The 16,647-nt window shown below is 45.8% G+C and carries 14 protein-coding genes; 12 read left to right on the forward strand and 2 right to left on the reverse strand.

Annotated features, from left to right (window positions below; translation table 11 throughout):
• Window positions 1-47 precede the first annotated feature (47 nt).
• The gene (locus tag QUA77_RS26250) at window positions 48-1,295 is read left to right on the forward strand and encodes a WD40 repeat domain-containing protein (RefSeq protein WP_333453459.1); all 1,248 of its coding nucleotides are present in this window, start codon (window positions 48-50) and stop codon (window positions 1,293-1,295) included.
• 157 nt (window positions 1,296-1,452) lie between these two features.
• Here the strand turns inward: QUA77_RS26250 and QUA77_RS26255 are convergent, their stop codons facing one another.
• Both QUA77_RS26255 and QUA77_RS26260 read right to left on the reverse strand, forming a co-directional pair.
• Entirely contained in the window at window positions 1,453-2,325 is an 873-nt protein-coding gene (locus QUA77_RS26255; RefSeq protein ID WP_445302105.1) for a tetratricopeptide repeat protein, read from the reverse strand.
• A 358-nt stretch (window positions 2,326-2,683) separates the two neighbouring features.
• The gene (locus QUA77_RS26260; protein WP_333453463.1) at window positions 2,684-5,941 is read right to left on the reverse strand and encodes an ATP-binding protein; all 3,258 of its coding nucleotides are present in this window, start codon (window positions 5,939-5,941) and stop codon (window positions 2,684-2,686) included.
• Window positions 5,942-6,337: 396 nt separating this feature from the next.
• On the opposite strand from QUA77_RS26260, the gene QUA77_RS26265 reads away from it, so the two are divergent.
• The 11 genes from QUA77_RS26265 to QUA77_RS26315 all read left to right on the forward strand — a co-directional run bounded on the left by QUA77_RS26265 (window position 6,338) and on the right by QUA77_RS26315 (window position 16,487).
• On the forward strand, window positions 6,338-7,273 hold the full coding sequence (locus QUA77_RS26265; protein WP_333034669.1) for a circadian clock protein KaiA: 936 nt from the start codon (window positions 6,338-6,340) through the stop codon (window positions 7,271-7,273).
• 187 nt (window positions 7,274-7,460) lie between these two features.
• Window positions 7,461-7,775 (forward strand): circadian clock protein KaiB, encoded by a 315-nt coding sequence (gene kaiB, locus QUA77_RS26270; protein ID WP_006632119.1) that lies wholly within the window; start codon window positions 7,461-7,463, stop codon window positions 7,773-7,775.
• Window positions 7,776-8,121: 346 nt separating this feature from the next.
• Window positions 8,122-9,684 (forward strand): circadian clock protein KaiC, encoded by a 1,563-nt coding sequence (kaiC, locus tag QUA77_RS26275; RefSeq protein ID WP_333034672.1) that lies wholly within the window; start codon window positions 8,122-8,124, stop codon window positions 9,682-9,684.
• A gap of 307 nt (window positions 9,685-9,991) precedes the next feature.
• A complete protein-coding gene (locus QUA77_RS26280) occupies window positions 9,992-10,330 on the forward strand; it encodes a hypothetical protein (protein ID WP_333453465.1) in 339 nt (112 codons plus the stop codon).
• Between the two features lie 127 nt (window positions 10,331-10,457).
• On the forward strand, window positions 10,458-10,676 hold the full coding sequence (locus QUA77_RS26285) for an EAL domain-containing protein (RefSeq protein WP_333062836.1): 219 nt from the start codon (window positions 10,458-10,460) through the stop codon (window positions 10,674-10,676).
• Window positions 10,677-10,918: 242 nt separating this feature from the next.
• Window positions 10,919-11,674, forward strand: a complete 756-nt coding sequence (locus QUA77_RS26290) for an alpha/beta hydrolase (RefSeq protein WP_333453477.1) — start codon at window positions 10,919-10,921, stop codon at window positions 11,672-11,674.
• Window positions 11,675-11,688: 14 nt separating this feature from the next.
• Window positions 11,689-13,296 (forward strand): diguanylate cyclase domain-containing protein, encoded by a 1,608-nt coding sequence (locus QUA77_RS26295; protein WP_333453467.1) that lies wholly within the window; start codon window positions 11,689-11,691, stop codon window positions 13,294-13,296.
• 248 nt (window positions 13,297-13,544) lie between these two features.
• Window positions 13,545-14,978 carry a hypothetical protein gene (locus QUA77_RS26300; protein ID WP_333453469.1) on the forward strand — a complete coding sequence of 478 codons (1,434 nt, stop codon included), beginning with the start codon at window positions 13,545-13,547 and terminating at the stop codon, window positions 14,976-14,978.
• Window positions 14,979-15,137: 159 nt separating this feature from the next.
• On the forward strand, window positions 15,138-15,542 hold the full coding sequence (locus QUA77_RS26305; RefSeq protein WP_333453471.1) for a hypothetical protein: 405 nt from the start codon (window positions 15,138-15,140) through the stop codon (window positions 15,540-15,542).
• Window positions 15,535-16,002, forward strand: coding sequence for a hypothetical protein (locus QUA77_RS26310; RefSeq protein ID WP_333453473.1), 468 nt, complete (start codon window positions 15,535-15,537; stop codon window positions 16,000-16,002). Before QUA77_RS26305 ends, QUA77_RS26310 begins: the two co-directional genes overlap by 8 nt.
• Window positions 16,002-16,487: a hypothetical protein gene (locus tag QUA77_RS26315; RefSeq protein ID WP_333453475.1), complete on the forward strand. Its 486-nt coding sequence runs from the start codon at window positions 16,002-16,004 to the stop codon at window positions 16,485-16,487. Before QUA77_RS26310 ends, QUA77_RS26315 begins: the two co-directional genes overlap by 1 nt.
• Window positions 16,488-16,647: the final 160 nt, after the last annotated feature.

Consider the following 16,647-nt stretch of genomic DNA (forward strand, 5'->3'; position numbering starts at 1 on the left):
ACATCTCAACTTATACTTAGATTTACATCTCTCATTATACACGCTCGATGATTTACAAATCATTTGCGATCGCTATAGTAGTGTCTGTTGCCTTTAGTCCTGACGGTCAGATTTTAGCAAGTTGCAGCGAAGACAGCACCGTGAGATTGTGGGAGGTAGTATCGGGTGAGTGTCTAAAAACCCTGCAAGCACACACCACTCGGGTTTCATCTGTCGCGTTTCGTCCAGATGGCAAAACTTTAGCTAGCACTGGTGAAGATTGTACGGTGAGACTGTGGGATGTCAGAAGGGGTTATTGTCTGAAAACAGTGTTTGGGCAAAGCAATCCAGTAAATTCGGTAGTTTTCTCACCCGACGGTCAAACTTTAGCAAGTAGCGATCGCGCCGTGAGATTATGGAATATCAAAACGGGGAAATGTATTAAAAGCATACAGGATGGACATACTAATCGATTGAAATCGATTGCCTTTAGTCCGAATGGGGACTTGTTGGCTAGTGGATTCTCTGACACTACTGTTAGGTTATGGGATGCTATGACAGGAGAATGCCTAAAAAGTTTAGAGGGTCATTCTGCTTGGGTTTGGGGAGCCACTATCAGTCCCGACGGTAAGATGTTGGCTAGTTTCAGTGCCGATCAGACGATCGAACTATGGGATATTAGCACAGGGCAATGTCTTTATAGTTTTACCGAGCATCAGAGTTGGGTGATGGGAGTTACTTTCAGTCCTTCAGGTAATATCCTGGCTTCTGCGAGTACCGATAATACGGTGAAGTTATGGGATATCAGTACAGGGAAAGTCTTAAGAACTTTGATGCGAAATAGCGGTTGGGTTTGGTCTGTTGCCTTTAGCCCTGATGGTAATATCCTGGCCAGCAGTAGTAGTGACAGTACCATCAACTTTTGGGATATTAATACAGGAGAATGTCTGACAACCCTAGAGGGACATGACGGTATTGTGTCATCTGTAATGTTCAGTCCTGATGGTACATACTTGGCGAGTGGCGGTCATGACCAAACTATACGAGTGTGGGATGTTAGCACGGGTAGATGTTTGCAAGTTCTCGAAGGACATGACAATTGGGTATGGTCAGTTGCTTTTAGTCCAAATGGTCAGATGTTTGCTAGTAGTAGCCAAGATGAGACGATTAAGCTTTGGGATGCAGTGACGGCTAACTGCATCAAAACCTTACCAGTTCCCAAACCTTATGAAGGAATGAATATTACAGGTATTAAAGGTTTAACTGAGGCGACTATTGCGACGCTCAAAACACTGGGGGCAGTTGAAGTAAGTTGATCTGGACTTATACCAAATCTGGGTTTACTACCCCTTTTTTTTTGTATTATTTGTCATTGCGAGGAACGAAGCAATTGCTTAGTCTCTGCGATTGCTTCGTTCCTCGCAATGACGGAGGGGTAGTCATGATATTAAACCCGGATTTGGGATCGGGCGACTACATTGGAGGGGGTGGGGCGTCTTGAATTTTAGCCAGTGCTGCTTTCATTTCGGGAGTTGCTAGCAACTTTTGGGTATCTGCGATTAAACGATCGCCCCAGAGGTTTTCTTTGAGATATTCTACAGTAGCATAGCGTTTGTCAAGTTTCAGAGCTGCTTCTCCCATCGCTAAGCCTTTTTCTTTGTCACCTTTGGTGTAAAATGCTACTGCTAGAGCTAGCATTGATTCTGCTGCTTTGTTGTCGATCGCGATCGCCTGTTCCCAGCGTTTGATGGCGCTATCAACATCTCCCATTTCGTATTTTACTAATCCGATATTGTTAATAGCCGGCCAGAGGTTTTTTTCTAAAGCAAAGGCTTTTTCGTATTGGGCGATCGCCTGATCAAACCGCTTCAGCTTATAAAAAGCATTGCCTAAATCAAATAATGCACCTGGAGTGTCTGGTTTTAACTTTAACCCTGCTTGCAAATATTCGACTGCTTTCTCGTAGTTCGCTTTCCGAAAGTGAGCTTCTCCCAAGACAAATTTAATTGATGGATTTTCTGGTGACAGAGATTGAGCTTGCCCCAAAGCTTCAATGCCTTTGTCAAACTGCTCGACTTGAAGGTACAAGCTACCTAACAAAGTCCAAGTTTGAGCATTTTTGGGAGCTAACTGTGTGGCGAGTTCGGCTCTAGGTACCGCTAGTTGGTACTGCTGCAGTCTGGCTAGCTGGACGGCTTCTTCTGCAAGGCTCAAGGCTGTTTGTTCAAGTTGGGCCGAGTCGATTTGCAGGGTGTAAGGCAGGAGTGCCTGTGCGACAGCAGGCTCGGGCATTGTCCACAAACCGAGTGCGAGTAGCAGAGATATTAAAGGAATGCGATTAGGCACTGTACAGCCCCAGAAAAAAATATAAGGGTTTCTCGATCGCCTATAATAACTCATATTTTTGAGTTTTGATATTGCTTCTTGACTCGCCACACTTCTGGGTTTTCATTTAAATACTTCTCAAATTATATTTACACTCAGGGTAGTCGTTTTTATTCACTGTTTTATAGAGTACCGATCGCCTCACTACAAATAGGCAAAATTATGAGTTATTATAAACTTGACTGAGTTAACAAATAACGCTTCGCGGTTGACAGTTAAAGAGTTACCAAATTCTGTTTTTTTTCATAAAAAATAGTTAATTTTTCTTGGTTAATAAACGAGTTAATTCCTCTCTACAAACCTGGTAAATTGTTGATTTTCAGGAACTTGAATGCGTTAATAAACTCTGTTGAATTTTGTCTAACAATTGTGCTGCTGATAAGGAAGAAGGCAAAATTTTAGCAGATACTTCTTGCAGTAGAAAGTCGATCGCCTCGGATTCCGAATTTACAGCAGACCGATAATCCCAGACTAAAATCGGCAGTTTTACTGCCATTTGGCGCAGGTTCGACAGGGCCTGCAGCATAGCGGGGGATTCTGAGGGGGCATCTCGCAAACACAGCAAAACTAAGTCAACGCTTTGATATTGCAACTGCTGCAAAACTTCTGTCCAGCTCTGAGCGATCGACCCTCGAAATCCTGCGGTGTGGATGTACTGGATCAAAGCTTGAAAGTTGGGAGTAGAAAACTGGGAATTGGGGAGGGGAATCTCGGCATTTGTCGATCGATCGCCATATTCCAATTCTTCCGTCGGGTTCCCCCCAGAAGAGGAGTGCAAATCGGGTAAAGTCGAAATGTCGGCAAATAAAATGCTGGGCTTCCAACTCATGCCCGCAGCAACTTGAATCACTTGCCACAAAGCACTTGGCATTAACCCGGTTGGTGAAGTTTCACTGTCGTCGGGACTGCTAGTGGCTAAACAGGGAAATACCGACAATCCTTTGACTTGATTTGCCAGTTGCGTAGTTGGGGGGTCTAAAGTCACCAAGGGGAGAGAACCCAAATTTCGAGACCGACTTAACTGTTCGATAAAAGCTAAGGGGTTTTGCAGTTGACTTGTACCGTCCAAGACGATCGCATCGGGCCGCCAAATTCTGGCCACGAGTTCAGCTTGGCCGAGGTCGTCTGCTTCTAAAACCCGGCAGTAGTTGGGGTTGAGCAGTAAAGCGGAACCTTGAGACGAACTGTTTTGCGGGCTGAGCCACAACACGGTTAAAGAACTCCTTACTTTGGCGCTACTAGCATTACTGTGACCGATCAAGTCTGCCAGCAGCCGCCGCAAAGCGGGTTCTTCCACCGGCAAGATCAAAAAACCTTCGGCTCGGTTGACACTGGCCCGTTCTTTTTCGCCTCTGGTGGCCGTGACTATCGCCGGAATCGATCGGGTATCCGGGTCACTCTTGAGCAGCGTCAGCACGTCCCAACCCGAGAGCAGTGGCAGGAGCGGGTTGAGGAAAATCGCTTCTGGACTGAACCTGCGGGCTTTTTCCAGCGCTTCGGTGCCGGAACGGGCGACTATTACTTGGTAGCCCAAACCTGAGATGACGTTGGTTAAATCTTCGATATATTTGGGAACTGCTTCGACTATTAATACTAAACGAGAGCGAGAATTGGCGATCAGAGTCGGATATTGTGGTTTTAATAATTCTTCCTCAGCCGCTCCCGGTGCCGGGACTTCTTCACTGCTGTTTCCCGGAGGAGTTGGTGGCAGCAGCAGCGTAAATTGAGAGCCTTGGTTTTCTGAGGAAATAAACGAAACGTCTCCGCCGTGGAGCCGAGCTAGGCGTTGAGTTAGTACCAGTCCCAGTCCGGTTCCTTGAAAGCGCCTGGTGAGGGGGCTTTCTAGCTGTTGGAATTTCTGAAAGATTAGGTGCTGTTTGTCGGCGGGGATGCCGATGCCAGTGTCCCAAACTGTGAATGCGATCCAGCCTTCCCAAACATTCACTTTCAATCCGATTTTGCCACCGATCTCGGTGAATTTTAGGGCATTGGAAAGGAGGTTAACTAGCATTTGCCGCAGCCGCAGTTCGTCGGCAACTAAGTGGCTCAGTTCCGGTTCTATTTCGAGTGTAAATTCTATTTGGGCGGAGGGTTCTGCGTTTGCTGTACCGTCCGTTTGGCTGGCGCTGGGAGGGTTTTTTTCTTCTTGCTGTTGCAGTTGTTTTGCTTGTTCAAAGGCTCTTTGGCAGGTTGATGCTATTTCGACTGCTTCGGGAATTAGTTCTAGCTGCCCGGTTTCCATCCGAGTCAAGTCTAATATATCGTTAACTATTGTCATCAAATGCCGCCCGCTTTTATGGATTAATTTGGCGTAGCGTGTTTGGCGGTCGTTGAGTTCTCCGATCAATTTATCTTTGAGGAGGCTGGACAAACCGAGGACGGCCGTGAGCGGGGTTTTTAGTTCGTGGCTGATGCAGGATAAAAATTCGTCTTTTAGTCGGTTGAGGTGGATTAAATCTGCGTTTTTTGCTGCTAATTCTTTGGCGACTAAATGTTCTTCGGTGACATCTTGTCCCATTACTAGAATTAGCTTGTCTGAGAGCGGCTGTTTGACAAATTGCCAGATCCGTTCTTGATCTTTTTGTACGGGGCATTCGCAAATGTAGGTGTCTGGTTTGCCGGCGGTGGGGCACCAAGCTGGAGCGGTTAAGGTTGAGGGGGAGGCGGCTGCGTACAAGGGCAGCGGGCAACTGGTGGCTGCGGTTGAATCACGCGCGGCGAAGCTATCCCGCAGGGAATCGCCCGATCTACTTGCTCCTACTAGGCTCCTGCATTCTTTGGTGATGGCCTCTAACTGCACGCTCTTGTATTCGCTTGTTAAATGGCTTGGTTTGCGGGGCGAGTGTTTACCCAAATTTGCTGCTGGTTCTGGAACTGGTTCTGGGCCTGCTCCCAGCAAAATCCGCCACGCTGCGTTTTGACTGACTATTTGTGCGGTTGGGGTTTGCAATCTCAGGGGCAAGGGCAGTTTTTCCAACAGTTCGACTAGGGAGTTCAGGTTTTCCGAAGGTTTCAATCCTGCTTCTAGAAAGCGCAGTTGAGCGTCTAGGGCGGTGGCGATGGCTTCGGAAACCGGTTTTAATTCGATTTCTTTGACGACTGTTTCCTCTTCTGTGAGGCTGCATAGCGAGCTGCTGTTGAGTGCGGCGAATTGCAGCAGGCTCAGGCTGTCTAGCATTCCTAAAAATTGACCACTGGCATCTGTGACGGCGATCGGAGTGTTGGAGGGGGTGCCTGCGGTTTGGCGGTTTGGCCGGGCTGGGGTGTTCTGTTCCTCTGTTTGCAGGTACTCCCAGAATTCCCTGACGCTCATAGTGGCGGGTAATGCCCTGACTGGTTCGATCGCGATCGAGCTTTCTGACAAAGGTTGCTGCCCGTCGTTTGTGCGATCGGCCGCGCGGGCCCAAAGGCTGCGGAGGTACACTAATCCCAGCGGCTGTAGCTGTTCGTTGACTACTGCGACTCGATCGCAGTTACAGGATCTGAAAATTGACTGCAGCGATTCTAGCGCACCCGTTTGGAGGCACAGCGGCACTGGCTCGATAAAATTTTTGAGACTGGGGGTGGTGAGTGGCATAACAAACCTGAGAGTCTGCTCACGAGAGCAGTAATATTTTTGATGCTCAATGTAGCTGCGAATTTCTGTATCTTATTTGTTTTATATCAGTTCGCTATCAGGCTCCGTATCTGCACCGACACCGGGGAGTTCGATGCCTACGCCTGATTTGAGGCGACTAGCAATTATTTTAAGGCTTAAGCTTAATTGCAGAAATCACGCTCAGGGTGCTTGACACAAAAACCACGGAGTACACTTTGATTCTTCTTCTGGTAGAAGCGCATAACTTATTTTGCGGTTAAGATTGGTTAAAATAAATATTGAGATGATTGTTAAAATGTTAAGTTTTTTGTAAAGGAGATATCAACTCTGAGCGATCCAGCACTTTCAGGCAACTTAGGTGGTGTACCTACAGCTTTGCTTCCTCAACTTTCTATCGGTATTTTTGTCCGCTCTGAGGAAATTGCAGCCTCTGCGATCAAGCTTTTGAGAGGCGAACGCTATACTTTAACGCACATTAAGTCGGCAGTGGAGCTTTTGGGGTTCCTTAAGCACAATTATCACCTTGATTGTTTGGTTTTGGAGGTGGATGGGGCTCTGCGATCGCTTCTGGGCAAGCTGCAAGAACGATCGCTCTTTTTGCCTGCTGTGATTTTTTCGCCTCACGCACAGGTCGATGGCAGGCCCGAAGCACCATATTCAGATGGTTTTGAGGCCGCAGCCAGTACCGCCAACAAGAGTCTAGACGAAAGCTGTGCTTTTTTTTATCACCCTGCTGAGGTGCAACTGGCAATCGCTCGATCGAGCGAAATAGCTGCGGGTATCGATCAGGCGATCGCACAATTTCTGAAACTTTCAACTCCGGTTCCTGTCAATTACCAATCCGTAACGGTCGATGCGACAGCCCAATTGACTGCTCAAAGTTTGCTCAGCCGACAGCAGCGGCGACTGGCGGAAAAACTACGGGAGCGATTAGGATACTTAGGTGTGTATTATAAAAGAAATTCCCAGATTTTTTTGAGAAATCTGTCGGTACCAGAGAAGCAAAAGTTTTTGGAGCAACTCAAGTCAAGTTATCGCGACATCGTTTTGAATTATTTTTCTCAAGATGCTGCGGTCAACAATCAAATAGATGAATTTGTGAATTTGGCTTTTTTTGCGGACGTTCCCGTGACTCAAATTGTAGAGATTCACATGGAATTAATGGACGAGTTTGCTAAACAGCTAAAAATAGAAGGGCGCAGCGAGGAAATATTGCTGGATTACCGTTTGACCCTGATTGACGCGATCGCTCATATGTGCGAGATGTATCGGCGATCGATTCCGAAAGAGACCTCTCAAGGTAGAATGTAGAAGGGATTCGGCATAATTTAAAAAAAAAAGGTAGAAGGTAGAATCTAACAAAAAACAAAGGAGCCGACTAACTGCCGCGCGAGCGCGAGGCGGAAATTATTATAAAATAACAAAGAACAGCGGATTTAAGACAAATAACAACTACAACTAACATCTGACAACTAATACTCAACATTTAAAAAAGTTCATGAGTCCTCTGAAGAAAACCTACGTTCTGAAGCTGTACGTTGCGGGGAATACTCCCAACTCAGTGCGAGCTTTGAAAACCCTAAAGGACATCCTAGAACAAGAATTTCAAGGTGTCTACGCGCTGAAAGTCATAGATGTTCTCAAAAACCCTCAGCTAGCAGAAGAGGACAAAATATTGGCAACCCCGACGCTGGCCAAAATCCTGCCGCCGCCGGTGCGAAAAATTATTGGCGATTTGTCCGATCGTGAGAAAGTTCTGATAGGATTAGATTTGCTCTATGAAGAACTTCGCGAAGAAGACCTGAATTCATAAGATAATCAGGTGAGAGTCAGTCGATTTTAGATTTGAGACTTCGGTTTGGCGTGAAACGTTCGGCGAGCGCTCAGTCGAAGCGTCGAGTCGCGCGAGCGTCGAACGATGTTAGATTTTAGATTTACTCCACAGATGAATCTGGGAGGTTGAACAAAAGTCTAAAATTTTTATTTTTCCACGACAGGAGTACGTGGCACGGTATCGGTTTTTGGGCGGGGTCATTAGTCAGCAGTCAGCAGTCATTAGTTATTGAGCAAGAGCCAAAACTAAAAGCTGGGTACAAAGACTCATGATCGGCGGTTAATGAGTGACAACTAAAGAATACTGAGAGTTGACAAAAATCGACATGAATGAAATTAGTCAAACGGTTCAACGAAAAGGATTGGTAACGCCAGGAGTTGAAAAAATTCGCACGATGATTGAGGGTTTCGATGACATCAGTCACGGCGGAATGCCACTCGGCAGAACCACCCTAGTCAGCGGCACATCAGGAACGGGAAAAACTTTATTTGCTGTACAATTTCTCTATAATGGAATTACCCATTTTGACGAAGCTGGAGTGTTCGTAACTTTTGAAGAATCTCCGACAGATATTATTAAAAATGCTTGCAGTTTCGGTTGGGATTTGGCACAATTAATCGAGGAAGGCAAGCTATTTATTTTGGACGCTTCCCCCGACCCGGAAGGTCAAGATATCGTAGGAAATTTTGATTTATCAGCCTTAATTGAGCGAATTCAGTACGCCATTCGCAAGTACAAAGCCAAGCGGGTTTCAATAGATTCTGTTACCGCCGTATTTCAGCAGTACGATGCAGCATCGGTGGTGCGCCGAGAAATTTTTCGCTTAGTTGCGCGCCTCAAACAAGTAGGAGCAACTACAGTTATGACGACGGAACGGGTGGAAGAATACGGCCCGGTAGCGCGGTTTGGAGTGGAAGAGTTTGTGTCGGATAATGTAGTGATTGTTCGCAACGTTTTGGAAGGGGAACGCCGCCGCCGCACAATGGAAATTTTGAAGTTGCGCGGTACAACTCACATGAAGGGCGAATATCCTTTCACTATGACTAATGACGGAATTAATATTTTCCCATTGGGGGCGATGCGATTAACTCAAAAATCTTCAAACGTGCGGGTTTCTTCGGGCGATAAAACTCTCGACGAGATGTGCGGTGGCGGTTTTTTCAAAGACTCGATTATTTTGGCTACGGGTGCAACGGGAACAGGCAAAACGCTATTGGTGAGCAAGTTCTTGCAGAACGCTTGTATGAACGGCAATCGGGCGCTGCTTTTTGCCTATGAAGAGTCGCGTGCTCAGTTGTTTCGCAATGCTTATTCTTGGGGCATTGATTTTGAGGAAATGGAAGAGAAAGGACTGCTGAAGCTGCTGTGCACTTACCCGGAATCGGCAGGTTTGGAAGACCACTTGCAGACTATTAAATCAGAAATTGCTGAGTTCAAACCTTCTCGAATTGCTATAGACTCGCTGTCGGCGTTAGCTAGGGGTGTCAGCAATAATGCTTTCAGGCAATTTGTGATTGGAGTGACAGGTTTTGCGAAGCAGGAAGAAATAACCGGCTTTTTCACGAATACAAGCGACCAGTTTATGGGTTCTCATTCGATTACGGACTCTCATATTTCTACGATTACTGACACGATTATCATGTTGCAGTATGTAGAGATTCGAGGAGAAATGTCGCGGGCAATTAATGTGTTTAAGATGCGGGGTTCGTGGCACGACAAAGGTATTAGAGAATACACAATTACTGAAAGAGGGCCACAAATTAAAGATTCGTTCAGTGGTTACGAACGGATTATCAGCGGTTCTCCTAGTCGGATTACAATTAATGAGAAGAGTGAGCTATCGCGGATTCTCCAGGGTGTGCAAGGTCAAGACGATGAGGATATTTGAGAGTTAGCAGTAATTCGTCGTTATTAAAAATAGGTTGGGTTGAGCTAGGAAACCCAACTTTTTTAATTTGAGGAGTTTGTGGGCGTTGCTGATTTAGGGTATGAAGGGCTAAATATGCAAGTCAGAGAAACCAGTATCCACAAAACTTCGCGATTTTCAAGTTATTTTTTTCATACCCTGATTAAGCAACGCCGTGAACACTATAGAAACCGCGACAATGTTTTGCAAGTTCTTAAGTGCTGAAATAGGAGCTTTTATTGCCGATCGAACCCAATACCTATAGTTTTTACACAGCAACAACAATACCTTGGGAAAAATCCAATACCCTGGCGATCGCAAATCTCTTGAATTGCCCTTGGAAGGCGAATGCTGGCTGTATGATCAACCTCAGCTCGATTGGCAAATATGTAGCCTTGCTGGTGTTAAAGTTATAGTAGGAGGGCATTCTCCTGAACTAGCTTGGGTTCATGGCCATCGATATATTCCCATCGCCGAAAAAACTGGATTGATTTTGCCCGAAGAGCAAATTGATTTTAGAGCAAGCTTGCGGGCAATATCACCAGTGCCTAGCAGCAGGACTAATTCTTCCTACTATCGCGGTGAATTTGTCGGCACGTCAACTCAGCCAACCGACTTTAGTCGCTAAGAGCGATCGCATTGTTGAGCGCACCGATATGAAGCCAAAATATCTATAGCTAGAGATTACGGGAACGGCAATGATGCTTAATGTTGACATTAGCTACAATCTTTTGACCCAATGATCGGAGCATGGTATTGGGATTTATGTCGATGATTTTGGGACGGGGTATGCTGCTTTTAACAACCTGAAAAATTTTCCGGTGAAGTCGCTTAAAATTGCTCGCTCATTTGTCCGCGATTTAGCCAGCGATCTGAGCGATCGCGGAATTGCCAAAGCCATAGTTGCAATCCCAGATGGCTTAAATCTGAGCATAATTGCCGCAGGAATGGAAACCCCAGCGAAATGGGAATAGTTACAAGCGAGCGCCTAGGAAATCGGGCAGCGTTATATGTTGAGGAAGCCTGCCATTGCTGAGTCTGGTCTTCATTTAATCCGACATCCTTAATTGTTGTCTACCACTATGTGGGATCATCAATCCTCCCTCATGAAAGCGCGCAAAAGTCTTATAATTAATTTAATGCTCGTGTAGCTCAAATGACTAAAAATATTTTCTTACGGAATAATATAAAAGTGTTTGGACAAGGCACCCAGACGATGATGTTTGCTCATGGATTTGGGTGCGATCAAAATATGTGGCGTTTCGTAACACGGGCCTTCGAGAAGGATTACAAAATTCTCCTATTTGATTATGTAGGTTCGGGACAGTCTGATATTAGTGCCTACAGTTATGAACGGTATAGCGACCTCAATGGCTATGTTCAGGATGTCCTCGATATCTGTGAAGAATTGGCCTTGACTGATGTGATTTTTGTCGGTCATTCTGTCAGCAGTATGATCGGCCTTCTGTCCTCCATTCAAACTCCTAATTACTTTAATCGCCTGATTTTCGTAGGGCCTTCACCTTGCTACATCAATGACTTACCAAATTATTACGGAGGGTTTGAGCGCAAAGATATTGAGGATCTCCTCGATATCATGGAGAAAAATTACATTGGTTGGGCAAGCTTTCTGGCGCCAATGGTGATGCAGAATCAGGAGCGTCCTGAGTTAAGTGAGGAACTTGAGACAAGTTTTTGCTCTACCGATCCGGTGATTGCAAGTCGCTTTGCCGAGGTAACTTTTTACTCTGACAATCGCAGTGATTTACCCAAGGTATCAGTACCTTCACTGATATTGCAATGCGCTGATGACGTGATTGCTCCCACCGAGGTAGGGGATTACCTCCACCGCCACCTACCTAAAAGTACGCTACGGCTGATGAAAGCTACGGGACATTGCCCGCACCTGAGTCATCCACAAGAGACGATCGAGATGATTAAGGAGTATTTGAGTGTACCTCATACTACCTGATTTGTATGGCAAACATGACCTACCAGATAGACGAGCTACTCAACACGTCACCCTGTGGATTCCTCTCGTTTGCTGACGATGGTACGATCGTAATGGTCAACGCCACATTACTGCAATTACTCGGATACGAAACCGATGAACTGCGGCAACGGAAAATGGATTCCATTCTGCCAATGGCCAGCCGGATTTTTTTTCAAACCCATTTTTTCCCCCTGTTGAAGCTCGACGGTAAAGTAGAGGAAATTTACTTCTCATTAAGGTCAAAGCAGGGCAGTGATATACCCATGCTGATCAACGCTGTGCGTCGGAATCAGGGAGGAAACTTTGTCAACGATTGCATCTTGATCTGTATCCGCCAGCGTATCCTATACGAAGGTGAAATTATTAAAGCCAAAAAAGCAGCAGAGGCAGCTATTCTGGCCCAAAAGCAAGCAGAAATAGCTCTGCGGAAACAGTACGACAAGGCGATATTACTTCAAGAAATTACTCAACACATCCGTCAATCTCTTGATTTGTCTACAATTTTTGAGATTGCTTCGCAGGACATTCGCCTGTTCCTTGATGCCGAGCGCGTCGGCATATTTAAGTTCGATCCTGACAGTAATTTTGGATATGGTGAGTTTGTCTCAGAATCCGTAGGCGAAGGATGTAAATTGGTAAGCAAAAATCAATTTAACGACCAGTGTGGTGGTGAACAAGATCCTGATTCATATCAAGAATGGAGAATGCAGGTAGTTGAAAATATCAATAATATTGACCTTCAACACTGTTACCGCGCTCTTTGGAAACAATTTCCGGTTCGGGCTAATTTAGTGGCGCCGTTGCTCAATGGACAAGATTTGTGGGGGTTGTTATGTATTCATCAATGTTCTGCACCTCGGCAATGGGAAGAATTGGAAGTTGACCTTGTTAAACAGATTGCTAATCAGTTAGCGATCGCCATTAAACAAGCGGATATTTTTCATAAGTTGCAGAAGGAATTGGCAGAAAGGCAGCAGGCCCAAGCGCGGATGAGAGAAATTAATCAACAACTGGCACTCTCTAACGAAGAACTAGCCCGCGCTACTCACCTCTTAGAACAAGTGGTAAATATTGATGGGTTGACTCAAATTGCTAATCGCCGCTGTTTTAATGACCGCTTAGAGCATGAATGGCAGCGGCTATACCGGGAACAAAAACCTATTTCTCTTTTGTTGTTTGATGTGGATTATTTCAAACGTTATAATGATTGCTACGGTCATCAAATGGGGGATAGTTGTCTGTTCAAACTTGCTCAGACGGTGCAAGAGGTAGTGTACCGTCCGGCGGATTTAGTGGCGCGTTACGGCGGAGAAGAATTTGGCATCATTTTGCCAAATACAGATATTGAAGGAGCGAGTTCGGTGGCCCAACGGATTCACGCTGCTATTCAAGCTTTACATATTCCTCACAAAACCTCTGATGTGAGCGATGTAGTTACTATTAGTATGGGTATCGCCAACTTGATTCCGATTTCGGAACTATCATCGGCTGACTTGATTGCGCTCGCCGATCGTTCACTCTACCGTGCCAAGCAGCTGGGGCGCAATCAGTCCGCGACCTGCGACTACAGTGGCGATTCGATTTTTGACACTGACGCTTAAATCAAAATAGTTGAGACCGAGGACAAAAATTTGTCCCCGGTCTCTCAAAATCAGTCATTTGATAAATTTAAATGAGCACGGAGGGATTTGAATCAAAGCCTCGCTCTAGAATTACGATTTTCCGTCGTTCTAGCCATTTTTTGCACCCACTCTGAAAGTCCTGTTTTTGATTTGAGCGAACACTGAGCGACTTGCTGTAGGCTGAGTGCATGAGTCAAACTCAGCACTGTCAGAGTAGGGAGCGAAAGATGAGCGAAAAGTCTAATCCTGTCACGGTAAGTACCAGCGCAGACTACCTTGTTGGCTACGAGCGGATTCTAGATTACTTCCAACAAGCACAGAAAGAATGTCCCAAGGGCGTAGGGCTAAAAAGAGACAGGAAGGCTAGCGGTGGTTACATAACGCTGCAATTCAAGTTAGGTGACAAGCGTGTCAACAAAACCTGTGGGTGCTACCTGACGATGCAAGGTATCACTGACGCTCTGAGGAAAGCTCATCTAGTTGCTAGCGCGTTGCAATCATTCTCTAGCGAGAGCCGATTTTTAGCCTGGTATGATGATGTTATTTTGGATAAAAACGTCATCAAAAATGATTTGATGACGTTTGGTGAGGCGATAGCAAAAGTAGAAAAAGAATACTGGGAAGGACGCACTAAACGCCGTCAACAACGTGACAGGAATAATGCTAGCCATCAAAGCTCCTGGGGATGTGTTTACGGGCAATATTTCAAACTGTTGCCCAGGGACGCAATTATAAACTCAGTAGATATTTTGTCTGTCATTCACATTAAGAAGCCAGGAACTAAATGCTTTAAGAACTGCTTGTGTGCCATGAAAAAACTAGCTGAGACTATTGGCGATACTGAATTGTTGTGTAGGCTTAAAGAAATTGACGGTACGCAAACAGAATTTCGGGAAGACCTTCAAACCTTGTCAGTCGATGATTTCCTCAAGCTTCGCATTCAGGTTCTCAGTGTCTCAGATGATAAGCGATACCATCTGGAATCACGCAAACGGTGGCTGTGGGTATTCTCGATGCAGATGGTGTACGGCTTTCGGGTTCACGAGGTGTTTGCTGTTCAGAATATTGACAAGCCTTTTAAAACAAAGGATGGCGTTATTATCCCAGCACTGATTGAGCCAAACAACATAAAGATGATTGCTGTAGTTGGTGACAAGACCTTACTCGACACGACAACCAAAACGGGCTACCGACTGTGTGTGCCGATGCTTCCCCCTACTCATCCTGACTTGATTGAGTGCTTAGAAATTAAGTCAGGTAAATTACCTGAGATTGGAACGTTATCAAGCAATCCGAAAACAATTGCTGGACTGTATAGTGACCGCGCACAAAATATTTTAAGAAGGTGGAATAAAGGTTTTACTCAAACCCATGCTTTACGCCATCTAGCTAATCTAAGTGGTCAAATGGCTGGAATGTCTCAAGAAACAAGAGCTAAAAGTCTGGGGCATTCACCACAGATGAATGAAACTGTTTACAAGCGTCGCGCTAACACTGAGACAACAATTGATTTGTTAACTCAATCCACAAAGGAAGCTATTCCTTTAGGGAGTGCAATTCAGGTTCTTAAGCAGTTAGGTGGTGATGTGAAAAGTATCAAACTGCTAGCCGCTATTTACGGCATTACGCCTGATGAAGTTATGGAGTTGCTAGCCGAATAATTTGAAACAAAACTTTACATTCTCTATGTTGACAAGGAACTGTAAGTCTGCAATCGTGAGTAACTAAGGAAGATTGATGCGCGGTAGAGCGGTGTTGGCACACCGAACTAACCACGACTTCCCCAACCGTTCTCTTACAACGCTTGGAGCTCAATAATTATGGCACTTTCAGACGATTGTCCTGACGGACGATCGCAATTCTTAACGCAATCTCGTGTCCGAAAAATCGGACAAAAAATCGGTTGGAGAGATTTGGCTCGCCGCGAAAATCGAAAGCGCTCAAATAGCAGTCTGTACCGATTCGTCTTTTCATCGGCAATCTTTGCTGAACTTCCCCGTCCCAAATTTCTTATCGGAGACAAGGTTTCCGACCACTGGCTCAATGAGTTTGATAAAGAGTGTGTCGAATTTGGTAAAGTCGTTGGAGTTTGCTGGCATCCGCGTCAACAAGAGTGGGCTTACCTAATTGATTGGACTTCTGGCGAAGGCCCGGATTTTGTGTACCCCTGTTTTGATGGACATCTGGTAATCGGCGGTGATTTGAGGCTTGCTAGCCATGACTGAGCCCGCCATCAACTACCGTCGCATTGACAGACTCAGGGCGATCGCCTTTGGGCGTGGTTTCACCAATGAAGACGCCAGACAGTTTGGAAAACTTAGCAAAACTGCTACATGGGAAGCGCTGCTAGAACTGTACCTCGTTGACGGTGAGTCGCTAGACACCCTGCTAGACATACCACTAGACACAGTGCTAGACACTGTAGACAGAACAGCCGAACCGCTTGATACAAAAGATGTAGACAGTGTAGACGCCCTTAACTGGACTAACGATGGTTCATTCCCTGTGTGCGGTTTCACCCGCCAGAATTCCACTTTTTTAGACTGGGTTGATTTAGGGCAACTCATCGCCCTCGTACTCGCATCGGCGGGAGTGTTTGTGCTGGCAATGTCCATGTGGCAACAAATCAACCCCCTAAATCTTTTTCCCCCAGTCCGCGTAAACATTCAAATCGGAGCAAAATAATGGGCATGATGACAAAACTATTTGGCGGCGAAATCTCTGACGCCATCACGAGTAAATCTGAGAAACTAGCTGCCCCAACTGATGCGGGGGCAATTACACCGCTCAACCCCGGTAACTTTGCATCTATCCGCACAGCCGCAATAATCGAGGCCCCGCGCTACTACAGCAAAGAGGAAGCCGACGAGCGAAAGAAATTGGCGAAGGAAAAAGTCGAGGGCGCTCGTTACACGAAAAAATACCTCAAGGCCACGAGCCAGATTGAAGAAGCGGATGGCGCAGTACACAAGGCGTACCGCAAGCATCAGAAAGTGGTTGCTACTGTAGAACTTACAAAAAAACAAGCTGATGTGGGGTTGGCGAAACACCTGCTCGGCTTGGCTCCTGGATATGCCAAGCTAGGGGTCGGTTTGCAAAAAGCTGAGAATCGCGCCACCGAAAGGATTGCAGCGATTCAAGCCAAGCTACTTGGAGGGGCAAAAGAATGATTCTGAAACTCCTTTCAAGAGATGCCCGATACTGGCACAACGGTTACTTTGTCCGAGTTTACGAGGATGCTGGCTGGGGCTGGCCATTGGTAACAAGTTAAGCTTGTATGGCAGTTGTCAAGGGGGTTTGAGAAGATGTCTCAAAGAAAAATTGGTTCTG

The sequence above is a fragment of the Microcoleus sp. K5-D4 genome, assembly GCF_036704575.1.
Lineage (GTDB): Bacteria > Cyanobacteriota > Cyanobacteriia > Cyanobacteriales > Microcoleaceae > Microcoleus.